This is a genomic window from Burkholderia sp. Bp8991, from assembly GCF_003853795.1.
Classification (GTDB): Bacteria; Pseudomonadota; Gammaproteobacteria; order Burkholderiales; family Burkholderiaceae; genus Burkholderia.
Map to the genome: position 1 here is coordinate 35,100 of NZ_QTQJ01000007.1, position 19,891 is coordinate 54,990.

At 64.9% G+C, this 19,891-nt stretch carries 14 protein-coding genes; 5 read left to right on the forward strand and 9 right to left on the reverse strand.

The window, feature by feature from the left end; all coding sequences use genetic code 11:
• Positions 1–328: 328 nt before the first annotated feature.
• Positions 329–2,146 (reverse strand): glutamine--fructose-6-phosphate transaminase (isomerizing), encoded by a 1,818-nt coding sequence (glmS, locus tag DIE02_RS09975; protein ID WP_124488784.1) that lies wholly within the window; start codon positions 2,144–2,146, stop codon positions 329–331.
• 1,274 nt (positions 2,147–3,420) lie between these two features.
• Here glmS and wecB point away from each other — a divergent pair.
• Positions 3,421–4,638 (forward strand): non-hydrolyzing UDP-N-acetylglucosamine 2-epimerase, encoded by a 1,218-nt coding sequence (wecB, locus tag DIE02_RS09980; protein WP_124488785.1) that lies wholly within the window; start codon positions 3,421–3,423, stop codon positions 4,636–4,638.
• Between the two features lie 144 nt (positions 4,639–4,782).
• On the opposite strand, the gene DIE02_RS09985 is transcribed toward wecB, so the two are convergent.
• The 6 genes from DIE02_RS09985 to DIE02_RS10010 all read right to left on the reverse strand — a co-directional run bounded on the left by DIE02_RS09985 (position 4,783) and on the right by DIE02_RS10010 (position 10,998).
• Positions 4,783–5,571: a hypothetical protein gene (locus DIE02_RS09985; protein ID WP_124488822.1), complete on the reverse strand. Its 789-nt coding sequence runs from the start codon at positions 5,569–5,571 to the stop codon at positions 4,783–4,785.
• Between the two features lie 102 nt (positions 5,572–5,673).
• Positions 5,674–7,536 (reverse strand): methyl-accepting chemotaxis protein, encoded by a 1,863-nt coding sequence (locus DIE02_RS09990; RefSeq protein ID WP_124488786.1) that lies wholly within the window; start codon positions 7,534–7,536, stop codon positions 5,674–5,676.
• Between the two features lie 149 nt (positions 7,537–7,685).
• Positions 7,686–8,363, reverse strand: a complete 678-nt coding sequence (locus DIE02_RS09995; RefSeq protein ID WP_124488787.1) for an OmpA family protein — start codon at positions 8,361–8,363, stop codon at positions 7,686–7,688.
• Between the two features lie 18 nt (positions 8,364–8,381).
• Positions 8,382–9,146, reverse strand: a complete 765-nt coding sequence (locus DIE02_RS10000; RefSeq protein ID WP_044847579.1) for a flagellar motor protein — start codon at positions 9,144–9,146, stop codon at positions 8,382–8,384.
• A gap of 22 nt (positions 9,147–9,168) precedes the next feature.
• A complete protein-coding gene (locus DIE02_RS10005; protein WP_044847580.1) occupies positions 9,169–10,404 on the reverse strand; it encodes a Crp/Fnr family transcriptional regulator in 1,236 nt (411 codons plus the stop codon).
• A 126-nt stretch (positions 10,405–10,530) separates the two neighbouring features.
• The gene (locus DIE02_RS10010) at positions 10,531–10,998 is read right to left on the reverse strand and encodes a hypothetical protein (protein ID WP_124528872.1); all 468 of its coding nucleotides are present in this window, start codon (positions 10,996–10,998) and stop codon (positions 10,531–10,533) included.
• A 156-nt stretch (positions 10,999–11,154) separates the two neighbouring features.
• Here DIE02_RS10010 and DIE02_RS10015 point away from each other — a divergent pair, with 156 nt between their 5' ends.
• Positions 11,155–12,057 carry a hypothetical protein gene (locus DIE02_RS10015; protein WP_260426900.1) on the forward strand — a complete coding sequence of 301 codons (903 nt, stop codon included), beginning with the start codon at positions 11,155–11,157 and terminating at the stop codon, positions 12,055–12,057.
• Between the two features lie 41 nt (positions 12,058–12,098).
• Here DIE02_RS10015 and DIE02_RS10020 read toward each other — a convergent pair whose 3' ends face one another.
• Both DIE02_RS10020 and DIE02_RS10025 read right to left on the reverse strand, forming a co-directional pair.
• On the reverse strand, positions 12,099–13,793 hold the full coding sequence (locus DIE02_RS10020; protein ID WP_124488789.1) for a bacteriophage N4 adsorption protein A: 1,695 nt from the start codon (positions 13,791–13,793) through the stop codon (positions 12,099–12,101).
• On the reverse strand, positions 13,790–15,748 hold the full coding sequence (locus DIE02_RS10025; RefSeq protein WP_124488790.1) for a glycosyl transferase family protein: 1,959 nt from the start codon (positions 15,746–15,748) through the stop codon (positions 13,790–13,792). Before DIE02_RS10025 ends, DIE02_RS10020 begins: the two co-directional genes overlap by 4 nt.
• Before the next feature lie 959 nt (positions 15,749–16,707).
• Between DIE02_RS10025 and DIE02_RS10030 the strand changes: the two genes are divergently transcribed.
• The 3 genes from DIE02_RS10030 to DIE02_RS10040 all read left to right on the forward strand — a co-directional run bounded on the left by DIE02_RS10030 (position 16,708) and on the right by DIE02_RS10040 (position 19,743).
• Entirely contained in the window at positions 16,708–17,013 is a 306-nt protein-coding gene (locus DIE02_RS10030; RefSeq protein WP_260427333.1) for a hypothetical protein, read from the forward strand.
• A gap of 12 nt (positions 17,014–17,025) precedes the next feature.
• Positions 17,026–18,669 carry a DUF2334 domain-containing protein gene (locus DIE02_RS10035; protein ID WP_124488791.1) on the forward strand — a complete coding sequence of 548 codons (1,644 nt, stop codon included), beginning with the start codon at positions 17,026–17,028 and terminating at the stop codon, positions 18,667–18,669.
• Positions 18,670–18,774: 105 nt separating this feature from the next.
• Positions 18,775–19,743 (forward strand): hypothetical protein, encoded by a 969-nt coding sequence (locus tag DIE02_RS10040; protein ID WP_124488792.1) that lies wholly within the window; start codon positions 18,775–18,777, stop codon positions 19,741–19,743.
• Positions 19,744–19,891 lie beyond the last annotated feature (148 nt).

Consider the following 19,891-nt stretch of genomic DNA (forward strand, 5'->3'; position numbering starts at 1 on the left):
GATGCGGCCCTGACTGACGGCGCGCGTGGCCTGGCCGGGCGCGCGTTGCACATGATCTCCGCACGAACGGGCCGATCGGCAACGATTTTCCCGCCTTCCGGTTTCCGTTCGATCCGCCCGTATCGTGTCGACAGCCTCCTCCGATTCCCTGCGCCCATGACGTCGTCGTGCTCGCCGGAAATCCGCTCGACGATATCGGCCTCGTCGCGGGAGAAGGCGAACGTGTCGCGTACGTGCTGCAGCGGGGCAAGATCGTGAAGGCCCGGGCGGCGGCCTTGCGCTGACCGTCCGCGCGGGCCGGCCGGCAATCGTCGGCCGGCCCTGCCCGTCACTCGACCGTCACCGATTTCGCCAGATTCCTCGGCTTGTCGATATCCGCGCCGCGCAGGCACGCGGCGTGATACGCGAGCAGTTGCAGCGGCACGACGTGCAGGATCGGCGACAGCAGCCCGTAGTAATCCGGCATCCTCATCACCGACACGCCTTCGCTGCCGTCGATCCGCGTATCGGCATCGGCGAACACGTACAGCTGACCGCCCCGCGCCCGCACTTCCTGCATGTTCGACTTGAGCTTCTCGAGCAGCGCGTCGTTCGGCGCGATCGTCGCGACCGGCATCGCGTGTGTCACGAGCGCGAGCGGCCCGTGCTTCAGCTCGCCGGCCGGATACGCTTCCGCGTGGATATACGAAATCTCCTTCAGCTTCAGCGCCCCTTCGAGTGCGATCGGGTAATGCAGCCCGCGCCCGAGAAACAGCGCATTCTCGTGCCGCGAGAATTCCGCGGCCCAGCGCTCGATCTGCGGCTCCAGCGCGAGCACGTCGTCGAGCGCGCCCGGCAGCCGCCGCAGCTGCGTCGCATAGCGCGCAAGCTGCGCATCGTCGACGTAGCCGCGCAACCGGCCGAGCGTCACCGCGAGAATGAACAGCGCGACGAGCTGGGTCGTAAACGCCTTGGTCGACGCGACGCCGATTTCCGGGCCGGCGCGCGTCAGGAACCGCAGGCTTGTCTGCCGCATCATCGCGCTGGTCGGCACGTTGCAGATCGCGAGCGTATCGATATGCCCGAGCGCCTGCGCATACTTGAGCGCGGCGAGCGTGTCGGCGGTCTCGCCGGATTGCGACACGCCGACCACGAGCGTATTCGGCAGCGCGAGCGCATCGCTGTAACGGTATTCGCTCGCGAGCTCGACCTGCGCCGGCAGGCGCGCGATCGTCTCGAGCCAGCGGCGCGCGGTCAGGCCGGAATAGTGACTCGTGCCGCACGCGAGGATCAGCACGTTGTCGATCTGCTCGAACGCGCGCGCGGCATCGGGGCCGAACGCCGCCGGATCGAACAGCCCCGCATCGGGGATGGTCGCGGCCACGGCCTGCGGCTGCTCGAAGATCTCCTTCTGCATGAAATGCCGGTACGGCCCGAGCTCGACCACGCCTTGCGTCGACGAGACGGTCTGGATCGGACGATCGACCGGCGTGCCGCCGCGTTCGAGAATGCGCACGCCGCCCGGCGTCAATTCGACGATGTCGCCCTCCTCGAGAAAGATGAAGCGGTCGGTGATGCCGGCGAGCGCGAGCGCGTCGGACGCGAGAAAGCATTCGTCGTCCTTCAGGCCGACGACGAGCGGCGAGCCGACCCGCGCGCCGATCAGCCGCTGCGGCTCGTGCTTGCTGAACACCGCGATCGCGTATGCGCCGTGCAGCTGCGACGTCGCATCGCGCACGGCGGCGAGCAGGTCGCCGTGGTACTTGCTGTGGATCAGGTGGGCGACGACCTCGGTGTCGGTCTGGCCATCGAACTGGTAATGCTCGTCGGACAGTTGCCTGCGCAACGTCTCGTGATTCTCGATGATGCCGTTGTGCACGAGCGCGATCTCGTCGCGCGAGAAGATCGGATGCGCGTTGCAGGTGGCGGGCGCGCCGTGCGTCGCCCAACGGGTGTGCGCGATGCCGGTGCTGCCGGACAGCCCGGCGCTGCGCACGTGCGCGTCGAGATCGGCGACGCGCGACACACTGCGTTCGCGGCGCGCCTGGCCGTCGACGACGGTCGCCACACCGCATGAATCGTAGCCGCGATACTCGAGGCGGCGCAGACCTTCAATCAGAATCGGAACGACGTTCCGTTGCGCGACCGCGCCGACGATGCCACACATGACACGTCTCCTTCCCCTGTTTCCATTGATCGACCGTGCGCTTCTGTATCAACGCGATCCGGTCACCGTTGTCTTCGCCATCGTGAACCCGCATGGGCGGGAGCGAGCGGGTCGGCATCGGCGTAATGGCCGGCACACACTCCGTCGCGTCGGCAACCGGCCGTGGTGCGAGGTCAAGCGCGGCCTGCACGCCGCCCGCCCGGCACGGGTCGTCGCGCCTGGCAGGTTTGTCGTATCGGTATCCCCGCCCTTCCGTCGTCGCTCGAACTCGGACGGGCACGCCTGTCCTCCTGAACAAAGCAAGCGGTGAGCCATGGATCGCCCTGCCCCGTGATGCAATGGCCTGCGGGTACCCGATCGACGGGCTCGCGGCACGGATCGCGTGTTTTTGATTCACCGGTGAATCAGGGTTCACCTCCCCCCTAGCGGGATCTTCCGCCTTCAGTGAACCGAAACGTCGCGCGCCACCCTTTCTGCTGGTCGACCGCTGCAGGCTGTCGTTGCAGGGCTCTTGTCCGGCAACGCTCCGTGCGCGGCATGGCACACATCGACCAACCGACGTGCGGATATGGCCGGCCGGCTCCGGGCGGTCGTTACAGATACGCAACATTTCGCATCGCCCGCTACGGACGATGCGAGCGCCGCGATTCGTCAGGGTCATCCTTCGTGCGGAACCACTGCGTGGCAGCCGACGACGTCCCCCGGGTTGCCCGGACAAAACTCGCATGTCGAAACGCTCCGAGGCGCGTGACACGGCGCATGCGGTTCGATCGGCAGCCAGCGCGCGACGCAAGTCGCCATCCTCCGCATGACGTGACCGGCTCGATGGCGCAAACGGTCGGATTTTTACCCGCACCGCGGCAGGGCGCCGCAATCGCGCTCGTAGCAATTGTGAAACGTTCCCTGGCATTCCACCGGTGCGGCGCGAAGCGGGGCCGGCCACAGGGCCACTGGTTTGAATATTGCTCTATCGGAAGGAGGAACGGGTGCGGGCGCGCAGCGACGTGGAAACGTACGCGGCCTGACCGACAGACATGGCGATCGACACAGCGAGAAATGCTCATGACGTGATTGACGAGGTGCAACGGGACGGCCGTAGTTCGACGATTGCGTGGCGCAGACCACGCGGACAAAAACGGCGCGCTCGCCCCGCAATACCGCTGCATGTCGCGCGACTGGCGCCGATACATGCGGGGACGGGACGGGTGGCCTGCAACCATGCCTGGCGCCAGACGCCGGATCTTCCGGCGCGAAGATGCTCAACGAGGACATCGATGAAAAAGATCTTGCTTGTGTTCGGAACTCGACCGGAAGCCATCAAGATGGCGCCGCTCGTCCGCGCGCTGAAGGCGCGCAAGGATGTCGATGCCCGCGTATGCGTGACCGCCCAGCATCGGGAAATGCTGGATCAGGTCCTCACGTTGTTCGACATCAAGCCCGACTACGATCTCAACCTGATGCGTCAGAGCCAGACGCTGACCGACGTGACGACCGGCATTCTTCAGGCGATCGGGACCGTCTTCGACGACTTGCGTCCGGACGTCGTGCTGGTGCACGGTGACACGACGACGACGCTGGCCGTCAGTATCGCGGCGTTCTACCGCTATCTGCCGGTCGGGCACGTGGAAGCGGGCCTGCGCAGCGGCGACATCTGGTCGCCGTGGCCGGAGGAATTGAATCGCCGCGTGACCGATGCGGTGTCGTCATGGCATTTCGCGCCGACCGGCCAGGCGCGCGACAACCTGTTCAGCGAAGGCGTGCCGGTGGGCGCGGTCGTGATGACGGGCAACACCGTGATCGATGCGCTGCACGACGTCAAGCGCATGCTCGACCACGATAGCGCGCTCCACGACAAGGTCGCCGCACACTTTCCGTTTCTCGAAGCGTCGCGCCGCGTCGTGCTGATCACCGGCCATCGCCGCGAGAGTTTCGGCGAACCGTTCCGGCATTTCTGCGAGGCGCTCTGCACGCTCGCGAAGCGCTATCCCGATGCGCAGTTCGTCTATCCGCTGCACTTGAATCCGAACGTGCGCGAGCCGGCGCGCGCGCTGCTCGGCAGCGTACCGAACATCTACCTGATCGAACCCCAGGAATATCTTTCGTTCGTATTCCTGATGTCGCGCTCGCACTTCATCATCACCGATTCGGGCGGCATCCAGGAGGAAGGGCCGGCACTCGGCAAGCCGGTGCTCGTCACGCGCGAGACGACCGAGCGGCCCGAAGCGATCCACGCCGGCACCGCGCGGCTCGTCGGCACGGACCAGGAGCGGATCGTCTGGGAGGCGTCGCGGCTATTCGACAGCGACAGCGCGTATGAGGAAATGGCGCGCGCGAGCAATCCGTATGGCGACGGCCATGCGAGCGAGCGGATCGTTCATGCGCTGATGCACGCGCCCGGGGCGACCGCAAAGGCGACGAGCTTTTCGATGGGCGCCGCGGAGATGCCGTTCAACCCGCTCACCCTGGGGTTGCAGGCGTTGCGCTCGCGTTGAAGTCGCTCGCCGGACGGCATGCCGACGGTCGGCGACGCGTGATGTCGCCGACCGTCATTCGTCGGACGCGAACCTCCATCCAGCGCCGTCGAATCGCGCCGTGCGAGCGACGGCTGCGACCCGTGTCTGCCGCCCGCTATCCCGCTATCGGACCACGGCATCGGCCATCGATTGCGCCTGCGCGACCAGCCGCGGATAAATCCGCTGGGTCCCCACCTGCCTGGCGAAACACGCCTGCCGCGCGTTCTCGGGCACGCGCGCCGCGCCGCACGCCGCGATCGGGCGCAGCGTCACGCCCCGCCACAGGATATAGACGCGTTGGCCCTGCCGGACCGACACGGCCAGCGTGTTCGGCCCGTCCGGCACGCCGTCCTGGCTTTCGCCCAGCAGCCACGCCTTCACCACGCCGTCGGCCGGCTGCCGCTTGACGGGCAACTCGGCGAAGCGAAACGCGGCGGCGTCGTCGCTGAATACGTGCGTGTAAAGCGTTTCGTTGCCGAACATCGCGGCGACGTCGTCGGTCGGCTTGATGCCGGCGTCCGCCGTGCTCGCCCAGGCCTTCAGCAGCGGAACGGTCGTCACGACGAGATGCGTCTTGCCGTCGTCCGACTTGAAGGACAACCCGTCCGGCCCCGGCGGCATCCCGTCGACCGGGCCAACGCTCTGCACCGTGCCCTCGGCCTGCGCGACGAACCCTCTCGCCCTGACCGTGCCAATTAGTTTGGCGAGCCGCGCGTTCACGTCGGCCGTGTACTGCCGGTCGAGGCCCGCCCGATCCTCCATCCGGGCCGCCGCCACGGCCGCCGCGGCCTGCTTCCGATAGGCAAGATACGCATCCGCCGGCGATGCGATCACCTTCGCCCCGACCGCGGCGAGCACCGCCGCGACCGCCACCGCCCCCACCCCGATCTTCAGTCTTGAAATGCGCTTCATTTTTATGACGTCACCGATTCCCGCGCTGACAGCGAAAACGGCTACCGTATCCCCACGGTAGCCGTCCCCCAGAAACGCGTTCATTCTAACGTCGCGCGGACGCTATTCATCTACCTTGAACGCCGATACCAGGCGCGTCAGATCCGCCGCCTGCTGCTTCAGGCTCGCCGCGGCCGCGGCGCTTTCCTCGACCAGCGCCGCGTTCTGCTGCGTCATCTGATCGAGCGACTGCACCGCATCGCCGATCTGGTCGATGCCCGCGCTCTGCTCCAGGCTCGCCTCGGCGATCTCGCTCATCATCGCGCTGACGCCCTGCACCTGCGACACGACATCGCGCATCACCTTCCCGGCCTCGCCGACGAGCCGCGACCCGGTGCTCACCGTCCCCGCACTGTGCTCGATCAGCGCCTTGATCTCCTTCGCCGCCTGCGCGCTGCGCTGCGCGAGGTTCCGCACTTCCGCCGCGACGACCGCGAACCCGCGCCCCTGCTCGCCGGCGCGGGCGGCCTCGACCGCCGCATTCAGCGCGAGGATGTTGGTCTGGAACGAGATGCCGTCGATCATCACGATGATCTCGGCGATCCGCCGCGACGCATCGCTGATCTGCTCCATCGTGGTCACGACTTCGCCCACGACCTGCCCGCCGCGCGTCGCCGTGTCGGCGGCGCCGGTGATCAGCTGCGCGGCCGTCGTCGCGGTTTCGGTGTTGTTGCGCACGACCGCCGTGATCTCCTCCATCGACGAAGCCGTCCGCTCGAGGTTGCCCGACTGCCCTTCGGTGCGTTCGCTGAGGTCGGCATTGCCCGACGCGATCTGCGCGGACCCGGTCGCAATCGACGCGGACGCCGCGCGGATCCGGTGGACGAGCGTCGACAACGACGCCACGAAACGGTTGAACGCGTCCGACAGCTGGCCGATCTCGTCCTGGCTTTCGACCGTCATCCGGCGCGTCAGGTCGCCCTGGCCGCTCGCGATGTCCGACAGCAGCGTCGCCGCGCGGCGGATCGGCGCTGCGATCGCACGCCCGACCAGCCAGATCACGACCAGCGCGACGCCGAGGCCCGCGATCGCGGCGACGAGCGACGCACTGCGAATCGCACGCGTCACCGGCCCGAGCAGCTCGGCCTGCGGCACTTCGACGACCACGTACGCATTCAGCTCCGGAACGAACGACGTCGCGATGAAGCGCGCGCCGCCGTCGCCGTCGTAGCTCAGCGTCGCATACGGCTTGCCGGCCAGCAGCGTCGACGATGCGTCGCCGGGCAGGCCCGGTTCGTCCTTCAGGAAGTGCTTGCCGTCGATCAGCGACGCATCGCGATGCATCATGATCGCGCCGTCCGGCCGCACGAGGTACGCAAACCCGGTGTCGCCGATCCGGTATGCGGCGATTCCCTTCGCGAGCGCGTCGACGGACAGGCTCATGCCGGCCGCGCCGATCGGCGCGCCGTCGAGCTCCACCCGGCTGTTGATGAACATCATGTAGCCGCCGGCCGTGACCTCGCGGTCCATGTTCACCTCGCAGGCCTTGCCCGACGCGAGGAAATCCGTCAGCCACCGATCCTTGTCGGTGACCTTCCGCTGCAGGCCGGCTTCGTTGTAGTAGTTGCCGCTCTTCACCGACACCCACTGCACGGACGCCGCCTTCTGCTCGTCCTTCACGTTCTTCGCCAGCTGAATCCAGCTGCGCGTGCCGGCATCGGGCTCGCCGTCGGCCTCCCATTGCAGCAGGAACGCATCGCGCGCAAGGAGGCGCGACGCGGCAATCGGCCCGGCCATCTGCCGCTGCACGTCGGCGCGGATGCCGCTCACGGCCGTCGGCAGCTCCTCGCGGACGACGCGATCGCGCACGGCGTTGCCGATCAGACGGACGCTCAACCCGCTCGAAATCGCGACGAACACGAGCAGGCAACTCGTCATGCTGAGAATCAGCTTGTTCTGAATGGACAGCTTGCGCCAGAAATGCATGGGGAACCCTCGATAACCGCTCGGTCTGAGCCAGCCTGGGTTATCGGCAGGCACGCGCGGAATCGCATCGCCGGGTTCACATGTTCGTCATCCGAGATCCGATATGTCGTCGACGGGCGGCCGTCGCGCGCCCGTCGAGGTTCGCGCGCTCAATACGCGACGAAGATCGTCACCCGCCGGTTGCGCGCCCGCGCGGCCGCATCGTCGCCCGCGACGAGCGGCTGCGTATCGGCCCGCCCGATCGCGGCGAGCCGGTGCGGCGCGACGCCGCGATCGGCCAGATAGCGCACGACGCTGCCCGCCCGCGCGGACGACAGCTCCCAGTTCGACTCGTATTTCGCGTTCGCGATCGGCACGCTGTCGGTATGCCCTTCGACGAGGATGTCGCCGCTCGCATGCGCGCTCAGCGCCTGCGCGATCTGGCTCAGCACCGGTGTCGCGTCCGGCAGCAAGCGCGCATCGCCGACGTTGAACAGGATCTTTGCGTCGATGCCGATCTCGATGCCGTGCGGCGCGCGCACGAGCGAGATGTGGCCGGTCGTCTTCAGCGCGTCGAGCGATGCGAGCCACGCGGGCATGCGCCCGGTCGCTGCGTCGGGCGCGCTTGCTGTCCCGCCGTCATGCCGCGCAAGCGTCTGATAACGCGCATCGAGCGCGTTGTATTTCGCGAGCTGCAGCACGTACAGCGCGAGAAACAGCACCATCAGCGTCGTGACGAGATCCGCGTAGGAAATCAGCCAGCGCCCGGACTGCGTGCCTTCGGCGTCATCGTCGTCGCGCCCGGCCGTGGCCGAACCCGCGCGCGCGCCGTCAGTTCGAGCGGTCATGTCGAAGCTCCCGGTGCGTCATGCGAGCGACTCCGCCGCGCGACCGCGCACGTCGCCGGTCAGCCGCGTCTCGATCGTGTGAGGCGACTCCTTGCGCGAGATCGCGAGCAAGCCGTCGAGATACAGCTTGCGGAACCGCAGCTCGCTGTCGATCTGCGCGCGCAGCTTGCCGTAGAGCGGCAGAAACACGAGGTTCGCGAACGCGAGGCCGTAGAGCGTCGCGATGAACGCGACCGCGATGCCCGGCCCGAGCTGCGCCGGTTCGAGAATATGGCTCGTCACCTGCACCAGCCCGAGCACCGAGCCGAGAATGCCGAACGTCGGCGCATAGCCGCCGGCCTGGTGCCAGACGCGCGCGGCCGCGAGGCGGCTGCGCTCGTAGGCGTCGAGCTCGCGCTGCAGCGCGTCCTCGAGCACCGCGGTCGACACGCCGTTCGCGAGCAGTTCGAGCCCGCGCCGCGCGAACGGATGGATGCCGCTCACGTCCATCGATTCGAAGGCGAGCAGCCCGTCGAGCTTCGCGCGATCGCCCCACTCCAGCAGGTCGGTCAGGTGCTTGCGGTCGACTTCCTGCGCGCGCACGAACGCGAGCCGCAGCTGCTTCACCGCATCGAAGAAGCGCGCCCACGTATTCTGGATCATCACCGCGCCGAGCGTGCCGCCGAGCACGATCACGAGCGCTTCGAACTGGAACAGCATTGAAAAATGTCCGCCTTCCAGCGCGAAGCCGAACACGATCGCCACGCCGCCGAGCAGCACGCCGGCGAGGGTCAACAGGTCCATGGATGTCTCCGTCGGGTGGGCGTTACGCGGCGGATGAAGCCGGCGGCACGGACGCCGCCGGCGCCTTGGCCGCGCGCACGGCATCGAGCACGCGCCGCTCGATCTCCTCGATCTCGATCGGGTCGAGCTTGAGCTCGCGGCGCATCACCCACGACACCTCGTTGCGCCGCGCTTCCGTCATCACCGAGAACAGCTTGTCGGCCACCGCGCGATCGTCGAGGCTCGCGATCAGCTTCGCGAGATCGTACGTATCGAATGCGCTGATCACGTCGAACAGCGTGCGCTGGTCGACCCCCACGAGATCCTCGAGCGCGCGCACGTCGCCGCCGGCGCGCGGGCTGCGCCGCGAGAAATACGCGACGCCTTTCTGCCCGACGTAACCGAGCACCTTCGACTTGCGGAACGCGAACACCTCGTCGGCGATCTCGCCGTGCGACAGCTTGTTGAGCAGCAGCTTCCGGTCGACGCCGATCAGCGCTTCGAGATCGGCGAGCTCGATCAGCTCCAGCTCGCTGTTGATCGACACGTCGAGATCGTGATCGGCAACCTGCTGCGCGCGATCGACCACGCGCGCCGCATCGAACGTGACGGTCTGGCGCGCATCCGACGACGCCGGGTAATCGGCCGCGCCGCCGGCATGGTCGCCCTGCGCGGCTTCGATCGTGACGAGATTGAGCTTCTCCATGCGGCGCAGCATCGCAAGCACGTGCGGGCGCGAATGGCCGGCAATCGCGCGGCACCGGCGGATCACCTCCGCGAGCGGCACCGACACCTCCGCATGTGCCTGCATCGGCCGCCGCGACCACGCGTCATCGGAGCCGCGCGCGTCGGCGCCCGCCATCAGCGACAGCACGTGCGCATACGACAGCACGCCCGGCATGAAGTCGGCATGCGTATAGGTCGCGAGCTGGTCGTCCTTGCGCTTCACGCGCCGGATCATCGTGCGCACGATGTGGCGAAGCAGCGCCGACACGTGCTCGATTTCCTCGTCGATCGTCGCGGCCGGCACGACCGTGAGCTGGCAGAACGACAGCGCCTTCGCGGTATGCGCGCGCGGCTCGGCGGCGAGCAGCGCCGATTCGCCGAAGAACTCGCCGCGCCCGAGCGTCGCGACGACGACGCGCTTGTCGTCGCAGCGCGTCGACAGCTCGACCTTGCCGTCGGCGATCAGAAAGATGACGGGCTCGCCGGCGAAGCCCTCCGAGTAGATGATCTCGCCGGGCGCGGCCGTACGCGTCCACGATTGCTGACGATTCATGTTGGTTCCCCTGCAGCGCTGGTTGTTGCGGACTGCGCGTCGCATGTCACATGCATGCGATCGGCAGTCATCCCCGTGCCCGTTTAACGTCATCGGCGCCGGCATCCTTTAGCGAAATCCTGCGCGTTACCGACGAAAATCAACGTGAAACGTTTGCGGATTGCCAGCATCGTCAGCAGATTCTTCGATGCGTGCGCTTGCGTGCGGCACCGCCCGTGAGCGGATCACCGCCTGGCCATCGCGAACGATGCGGCCGATCGTGAGCACGGCAGTGTTGACGATGGCGAAGTCGATGTCGATGTCGATGTCGAAGCCGATGTCGATGTCGATGTCGATGTCGAAGCCGATGTCGAAGTCGAAGTCGAAGTCGAAGTCGATGCCGACGCCGACGCCGAAGCCGAAGCCGAAGCCGATGTCGAAGCCGACCGCGAAGCCGAAGCCGAATCGCAGCGCGTATACCCGAATGCGCCACCACGCCCGGTCGTCAGGAGATTCGCCGTTCCGCCGGCCGTCCCGATGCCCGCGTGCAAATGTTTCGGGATGCTGCGTTTTTGATCGCCAGCCAGCCGCGCAGCAATTTCCATTCCGCAGCATCCGCCCCCTTATTGCGCATATCGTCCGATAATTACCTTTTATTTTCGTCTAAAATCGCGCTTCTTCTTACCTTAGGACGGAACCGAAGTTTTGATTAAACTGACGAAAACCATCTCACGCACGGCCATTGCCGCATGCGTTGCTTATGCCGGGCTGATGCCCTTGTCCCAAACCGCCAACGCCCAGGTCGAACCGCTGAAGAATCCGGTCTACGGCGTCACGCTCGATGACCTGACGAAACTGGATGCGATCATCGCGTCGCTGCAGAACCTGCCGTACCGACCGACGGTGCGCGTCGTGTTCGATCCGGGCACGTCGGCCGCCGACTACTACGCACCGCTGCTGCGCCTGCACTCGGTCGCATACGTGATGGGCGAAGTCTACGATTCGTACTATTTCCCGACGGATATCACGACGTACAAGGCGCGCACGCAGGAACTGGTGTCGCAGCTGAAGAACACGGTCGACGTGTGGGAAATCGCCAACGAAATCAACGGCGAATGGCTGCGCAACGATCCGAGCGGCACGAACACCGTGGTCAATTCGGAAGAGCAGCAGATCGGCCAGATGGTCGCCGCGGCCAACACGATCGTCAAATCGAACGGCGGCAAGACTGCGATCACGCTGTACTACAACGACGACAGCAAGGGCAACAACTGCTGGGAGAAGCCGCAGGATTACTGGAAGACGTGGCCGACCGCGTTCCTGCCCGCAACGGTTCGCCAGCAGGCCGACTACGCGCTGTTCAGCTACTACCCGTACCAGGATTGCCCGGGGCTGAATCCGTCGTGGAACAACGACTTCGCGGCGCTGGAAAGCATCTTCCCGAACGCGAAGGTCGGCTTCGGCGAAATCGGCACGTCGGATATCGCGGCGCCTGCGTCGGTGCAGCAGAACCTGATCAAGACCTACTACCCGATGGTCAACAGCATGACCGATCCGCGTTTCATCGGCGGATTCTTCTGGTGGAACTACGTCGAGCAGATGCTTCCGTATTCGACTAGCTCGTACTTCCAGCTGCTGCGTCAAACGATCATCACGCTCAAGTCGCCCAGCTGATCAGCCTCACCATCGAGTCGCCTGATCGTCAGCGCAGTTGCTCAGAACCACAATGTCGCGCGTACCACGAGACCACGTGCGCGTGCCGCTGACGTCAACCCGAACCGGTATTGCACCGTCACGTCGAGATAGCTCGCCGGCGCGGTATACCTGCCTTCGCGAAACCAGTACCTGAACTGGACCCCTGGCCCCGCACCGATTGCCGTCTTGTCAGGCTGACGGTTGTCGTGATCGCCCGCCACCGCGGCGTGCGGGTAGACGGTCAGCCGGTCGCTGATCATCGGCAAGCGCCACGTGTGCCCGTAACGCAACTCCGAATAGATGATGTAACGCCCGGCATTGATGAAGTACGCACCTTCTACATAGGCCTGCCAGCTGCGCCAGCTCGGTTCGGTGACCCGCAGGTCGGTGCCCGCCTCCGACGAGTAACCCAGACGCATCAGCCAGTCCGTCATCGACAGGCTGCCGATATGGAACAACCGCTCGGCGGTCACCACCACGTTCTGATCGGGTATCGGCTTGTAGCGCACGCCCACCGACCCCTGCACGGTCGGCATGCCGGTCACGTTGCCCGTGCCGTCGTAGGCCGTGCCGTATCCGCGCACGAAGAACTGGAGAATGCGGCCGTTCCGATAGCCGATCTTCGGCGGCTGCCAATACGCCTCGATACCCGGCTGGAGCACGCTGATCGTGCCTTGCGGGCCGAATGCGGCCGACTGGTATGGCGCGCTCAGCACGAAACCCCAGGTGCGCTCGAGTTGCTCGACCTCCCGCCGATAGCCGAACTTGCGCTGCGCGTCGAACGCATGTTCGTTTTCGTCGGCGTCGAGACTCTGCTCGAACATCTGGACGGACTGCTCGTTCAAGCCGATCCGCTTGGCCGCATAGCCGGCGTCCGCGTAGTTCATCGCGTTGCCGGCGCCACCGGCGAAACCTTCCTGAAATGCGTCGAGCGCCTCGCGATCCTTGTGTTCGCGCAGGAGATCATAGGCGTGCTGCAAGGTCCGTTGCGCGGTATCGTCCACCGGCACCTCGGGCTGCTGATCGGCTTGCCGCGCCTGTGCCGCGATCGACGCGGCCATGCTCCGCTCGGCATCGGTCGATGCGTCGCCGGCCGCCAGCTCGGCCACGCGGAGCGCGCTGTCGTGGTCGCCCGCCTGCAAGCTCATCTGCGCGATACGCAACTGAATCACGGCCGATTTTTCATCAGCCAGCGGCGCCAGTGCGACGCCGGCCTCGTGCGGACGCTTCGCCGCGAGCGCACTGTCCGACCACGCGAGGCGCAAGTTGCGCTGCTGCTCCTTGCTCCAGTTTCCAGTCGCGACGGCCGCCGCGAAATTGCTGCACGCGACGTCGTAGCGCATCTGCCGCTGCGCCAGATAGCCATGCTGCGCCAGTACCGCCGCGCTTTTCGGAAAACGAACGCTCAGCGATTCCAGCAGCGCGTCCGCTTCGTCGACTTTCCCTTCGCGCCGGTACACATCCACGAGCAACAGCCCGAGTTGCTCGCTTCCCGGCTGAATCTTGAGGGCGCGCAACGCGTACGCTTCCGCGCGGGGCAGGTCGCCTGCGTTGATCGCCTTGTAGGCGCCATCGGCGAGCCGATAGGCTTTGGGGTTGAGCTGCTGGGCGGCGGATGCCGGCGCCTGCCAGGCGAGCGACAGGGCAATGGCCAGCGCGCTCAAGCGTGCGCAGCGCTTGAGGCCGGCCGCGATCGGACGTGTCGAGCGCTTCATGCCTGTTCTCCCGACGGCTTTTTCACCGGCACTGCCTGCTGCGTCGCGCCGTCGCCGTCGCGCAGCCGCGCGATTTCGACGAAGCGCGAGTGCCGGCCGAGTTCGGCGGCGATCTCCGCATCGCAGGCAATGAAATACGCAACGTTCGTTCGGGCGCCGCGCCGCACGACGTCCTGTTCGTCGTGCGTGAGCGGCCGCCCGACCGCGACGTTCAGCGTCCCGTCGGCGGCGGTCGAAAACGGGACGACACGATACGCGTACTGCAGCTCGAATGCCAGCGAGTCCGCGAAGTGGCCCACCGCCACGTTGCCGAGGCTTACCCGCGGCAGATCGGCCTGCTCGGCGATCGCATCCGCCAGCGATTCGGTGGACAACGCACTGGCTTCGAGCAACAGTTCGCCCAGCCGCTTGCCGCATGTCAGTTGCCGCTCGAGGCCGTCCTCCAGTTGCGCCGGGGAAACCACGCCCCAGCCGACCAGGATCTCGCCGATCTTGTGGCGCACTTTCCCGAGTTCTTCGTTGGACAGGTATGTGTGACTGGTCTTGTCCCATGCGATCGGCTTGCCGCTCACCAGGTGGCCGACATAGATGCGCCACGCGCGACTCACCGCGCAGAAATTGATCAGGTTGTTGACGAACATCCTCGGGATCGAGAGCAGCCCCTGGAGCGGGCCGTTCAGCTTGCTGACGAAGTAGAAGCGCTGTCCGGCACGGGCGAACAGCATGAGGGTGTTGACCCACAGCAGCGGCGTGACCCAGGCACTGGCCGTCACGAGGTGAGCGCTGGCGGGAATGACGTGACCGGCATTCTGAAGAACGGAAAGCAACACGAAGTTGAGCAGCACGCCATAGGCAATCACCGAAAACAGCGACGTCACGATGCCCTTGCGATCGTGGAAGAACATGTAGCGGGTGAGGAAGTCGCCCTTCCAGCCGAGTTGCTCCCAGCCTTGAAACGCAATGCCGAGAATCCAGCGCGCGCGCTGCCGGTAGGCGGTGCGGAATGTCTTGGGAAAGTACTCGCGCGTGGCCAGCAGGTTTCGACCGGCGGCACCGTCCTTGGCGCGATTGCCGCCGGCATCGCGCACGATGTCCGAAAGCGGCGTGCGGGCGAAGGTTTCCTTCATGCCGAGGTCTCTCAAGCGAAAGCTGAAGTCATAGTCCTCGGTCAGCGAACTCGTGTTGAACGGGCAACCGTTGCGCTCCTTCATCGCCGCTTCGATCGAACGCCGGCTGTAGCATGATGCAACACCCGCGCCCGGCACGACCCCGGTCAAGCGTGCCCGCACCGGCACGTCCTTCTGGTGCGTTTCGCTGAAATCGTCGAGATAGCAGCCGGCGACGAACTCGTTCCATTTCCGGGGCAATGACAGCACGGGAAGCTGGACCAGATCGCTCTCCGCCACCGCATGGTTGAGGTACTTGAGTTCGACCGGATGAATGACATCTTCGCAGTCGTGCATGACGACGCCCGCGAACTGAATATGATGGACCGCTTCGTAACGCAGGATCGCTTCGAGAATCCAGTTGAGGCAGTCCGCCTTGCAGGTCGGCCCGTCGTTCATGACCGTGGCACGCGTCACCCTGCCCGGATACCGGCGGACCATCCGTTCGACTTCCGCCGTGGTTTCGGCGTCGTTGTGATAGGTGCCGACGAAGATGACATACCGCTCGTACTCGATGGTCGCCAGCGTGTTTTCGATCATCTTGGCGATCACGTCGTACTCTTTCCATGCCGGCACCATGAGTGCCAGATGGCGCTCTTCCAGCGCGCGCAGCATGCCGATGTCGACGGTCTGCGATTTCTCGCGACGCAGGATGCGCCCGATTTCGAATGACCAGTAACAGCCATCCAGCGTCAGGTCATCCAGCGTGCTGACCAGGATGACGAGGGCGGTCACAATGGCGACAAGGTTGAGCGCATATAAATACGCACTCCATATCATATTATCCATTACCTTTCCGCGATTTTCGCTCGTCTGTATTTCTTCTCCGCACACCAACGGAAGACGAAACCGCCCCGTCCCCGTCGACCCCGTCACGTCCACTCCTGCGGCTAACGCCACATCCGTTCTCGTCGTTCTCAAAAGACTCGAGGCTGCCTGGAGCGCTATTGATACGACCACGCAACATCACCAAAAATGCAACGTGTTCAGTGGATGACTTTTGACAGCCGGTTTCCCCGCTTGCCTGCATTCGTCCCCTGCGTGCGCCGGCGCTTGCAGCCGCCCCCCGATCCAGCGCCTTGCAGTGCGCCCCATACACCGCCTCTTCGATACACAGCGCTTCAAGCAAGTCGTGCGCCATCGTCCACCACCCTTGCGCCTTCCGGGTACCGGGCGTGTGCCGCACACGATCGGCGAATCGAAACCGAGCCAAATGTTTCAGTGCTGAAACATGCGGACCGGCGTTCCGAATATGAGACGTTTGGCAGGTTCTCTACCCGCGCCCCCGATCATCGCGACCGGAGCGCGTCACGCGATTCCGTCGATCCTGGACGGACGGATCGACGATGAAACCGAAAATCCGGTGCTCCGGTCGCCGTTGGATGGATGCGCCGCCGGCTCGGTTGCCGCGTTGCCGTGGGCGGAACGAAGCACGCAACCGGTTTCACCTGAATCGCTCAAACAGACGTTACGCGTTCGTCGGACCCAATTTCCGAAACCGGTCGCGTTGCATGCGTGAAACGTTTATCGAGACAATTTCGGACCGTCTCGACGCGCCGATTTTGGCATCCCGGCCCGGTGTCCATTTGCGGCGGATGGTACAGAACTAGCTTGAAAGCCAACTGTCCGGTTTCGTTTCATTAACCGGGGTATTAAACGCAAAAAAATAACGACATAACACCCGATTCTAAATCGGGCAATGGGGCGTGCTCGTTTCGTTAACGAGAATCCAATTTGCATATCAAAGGATGAAAATCATGCCCTCGCATCGCAATCGATTTTTTCGAATCGGGTTGAGCACCGTTGGGCTACTCCTTGCATTGAGTCCCGCGCTCGTCATCACCAGCGCGGTTCAGCATGCGAGTGCGCAGCAGACGAACCAGTCGTCCGGCGGCAAGATCAAGCCCCCGCCATTGCCAAACGGCTCTGCCCAAGTCAACGTGAAACCCGGCATGTCCGATGAGGATTGGGACAAGGCATACAAGGAGACGGGGCGCCCGAAGTTCAGCAGAAATTCCGTCAAGAAGCACGGCGGCAACATCGAACGCGACTAGGGAGATACGGCCATGAAAAAGATCTTGATCGTCATAGCCCTGCTTGCCGGACTCGCGCAAATGACATTGCCGGGCACGGCGCACGCGCAGACCACGACCGCACATACGCTCGTGTTATACGACAACCCGGCCAACGACCCGTTTTCGAAGCTCGGCCTGATGTACAGCATCATGTTGAGGAACCTGCTCGGCCACTTCAATACGACCGTCGACCTGGTACCGATACAGAACTACACGTCCGGCATGATCGGGAGCCACGACGCCACGTTCTATATCGGCGACTACTACAACAACCCGATTCCGACGGCGTTCATGAGCGACGTGATGACCGCCACGAAAACCGTGGTCTGGTTCAAGTACAACCTGTGGCAGCTCGCGTGGAACACGGCCTATACGTTCAACCAGACCTTCGGGTTCAGCTTCCTGGGCCTTGCCGGGATGAACGCGACGCCTTCGTCGAGCAATCCGAATCCCGGCTTCTACGACACCGTCACGTACAAGAACCTGGCGATGGTCAAGTACTACGCGTTCGACGCGTCGACCGGCGCCATCAACGCGGACCCGGATGTCGGCCTGACCCAGGTTCTCGATGCCACCAAGGCGCAAGTGCTCGTCACCATCAAGAACAGCAAGAGCGGCGCAACGACGCCCTACGTCATGCGCTCCGGCAAGTTCTGGTACTTCGCGGACATGCCGTTCTCCTACATCGGCCCGACGGATCGCTACCTGGTGATATGCGACATCCTGCACGACATCCTGCAGACCAATGCACCGGTGAATCATCGTGCACTGGTCCGCCTCGAGGATCTGGACGCATTCACGACGACGAGCTCGATGAGGCAGCTGTCGGACTATCTGTACTCGAAGAGGATCAAGTTCACGATGGCGACCATTCCGTTGTATACCGACCCGAACGGGTATTACAACGGCGGTGTGCCGGAGACGATTCACCTCGCGCAGGCAACGGGCCTCAAGAGCGGGTTGAACTACGCGCTCCTGCGCGGCGGCTCGATCGTGATGCACGGCTATACGCACCAGTATGACTCGACGCCGAATCTTCTGAACGCAGTCAGCGGAAGCGACTACGAGTTCTGGTACGCGGTCCAGAATCGTCCGGTCGACGAGGACTCGGTGCAATGGGCGAAAGGCAGAATGGCCGACGGCCTGCTCGAGTTCACGCTCAACGGCTACAAGATCGTCGGCTGGGCTGCGCCGCAGTACCAGATGTCGCCGAAGGCATCAACGGCCACGGCGCAGACGTTCCCGACCACGTTCCAGCGGGCCGTCTACTACACGTCGACCAATCCTCAGATCGGGACGGGCGCACCCAACCAGGACTTTTCGGCCGGGCAATTCTTCCCGTACATCATCAACTCCGATTACTACGGGCAACGAATCATTCCGGAGAACCTGGGCAGCCTTCAGTACAACATCTGCAGTATCGACCCGTTCTCGTGCATCACGTACACGTGGCAGCAAATCGTCACCAACGCGCAATACGGTCTGGCGGTGCGGGACGGCTTCGCGTCGTTCTTCTTCCATCCGTACTGGCTCGAGCCCGATCTCGGGCTACCCGCCTTCCAGGACTTCCAGAGTATCGTGACGGGCATCACGAATCTCGGCTACACATGGGCGGACGGCACGACGGCCAAGTGACGCGAGCCGGTGGAAGCCTCGTGCGACCCGCAGCAGCAAGGCGGGTCGCACGTTTGCATGTGATCGGCTACGATGTCGCGCAGGAATGCTTCCGGGGAGGCCGCGATGATCACGTACGCCATCCCGGCCTTGCGCGGGATTCGACTGCGTCTGGGCCGGTTCCGGCACGCAGGCCGGCCACGCCGGCGCGCGCGCGCGCCGCGTTCGTCCCGCGCGGCGATGCTCGCGGCCGTCGGGGCATCGCTCGCCGTGGCCGCGTGCAGCTGGACGCCGCATGACGTGCATGCCGACGGAATCGTCTGGCAGGTGGACAACGCGACGACGAATCCCGTCGGAAACTGGCAACAGCTCGGCGTGCACGATCTGTTGATCCAGTGGAGCGTTGTCGACGATACCGCGTACGTGCCCGACGCCGGCATCCGTCCCGCGGCACACCTTCCCGACTGGGGGCGCATCGGCCGTGAACCCTGGGCCAGAAACGTCATCCTGGGCCTCGCCGGTTACCAGGATGAAAAGCGAGCACGCACCCATCTGTCGACACTCGCGGACCAGTCCCTGGCGGTAGCGCGCACGCACGTTCCGCTGAATGTCACCGGCTACTACTTCCCGGTCGAAATCGACCCGACCTGGCAGGACGCGCCAAAGCTGGCCGATATCCTGAAGCGACTGCCGCGTCCGCTGTGGGTAAGCGTCTACGACCAGACCAATATCGGCGGGAAGGCGCTGGTGGACTGGCTCGTGTCGTGGCTGCCGTCGGACGTCGGGGTGTTCTTCCAGGACGGCTGCGGCGTCTATGCGCGCGAACCCCACGTCGCGCGCACCTATGTCGACGAGCTGACCTCGCGCCTCGGAAAGCAACGTGTGCGGGTAATCGCGGAGGCCTTCCGGCCCGCCGAGCACGGGGGATTCCGGGCGGCCAGCGCCGACGAATTGAGCAGGCAGCTGACAACCTACCGTGGCTATCAAGTCTATCTGTTCGATGGCCCGCACTATGTGTCGGACAACCTCACACGCGAACTCCTCACGCGTCCGGCCAAGCCACCCGCGGCCGAGCCGGCCAAAACGAGTCCCTGATCCTGCTGCGCCGTGCTGCAATGCGGGGAGCGAGCCTCAGGGTGCCCGGCAACAGGTAAGCGACGCCCTGCCGAAACGGCGGGGCGCGATGCCCGACAGATGCTGCGCGGGCAATGCGCGAGCAGGACACGCGCGGCCGCATCGACGA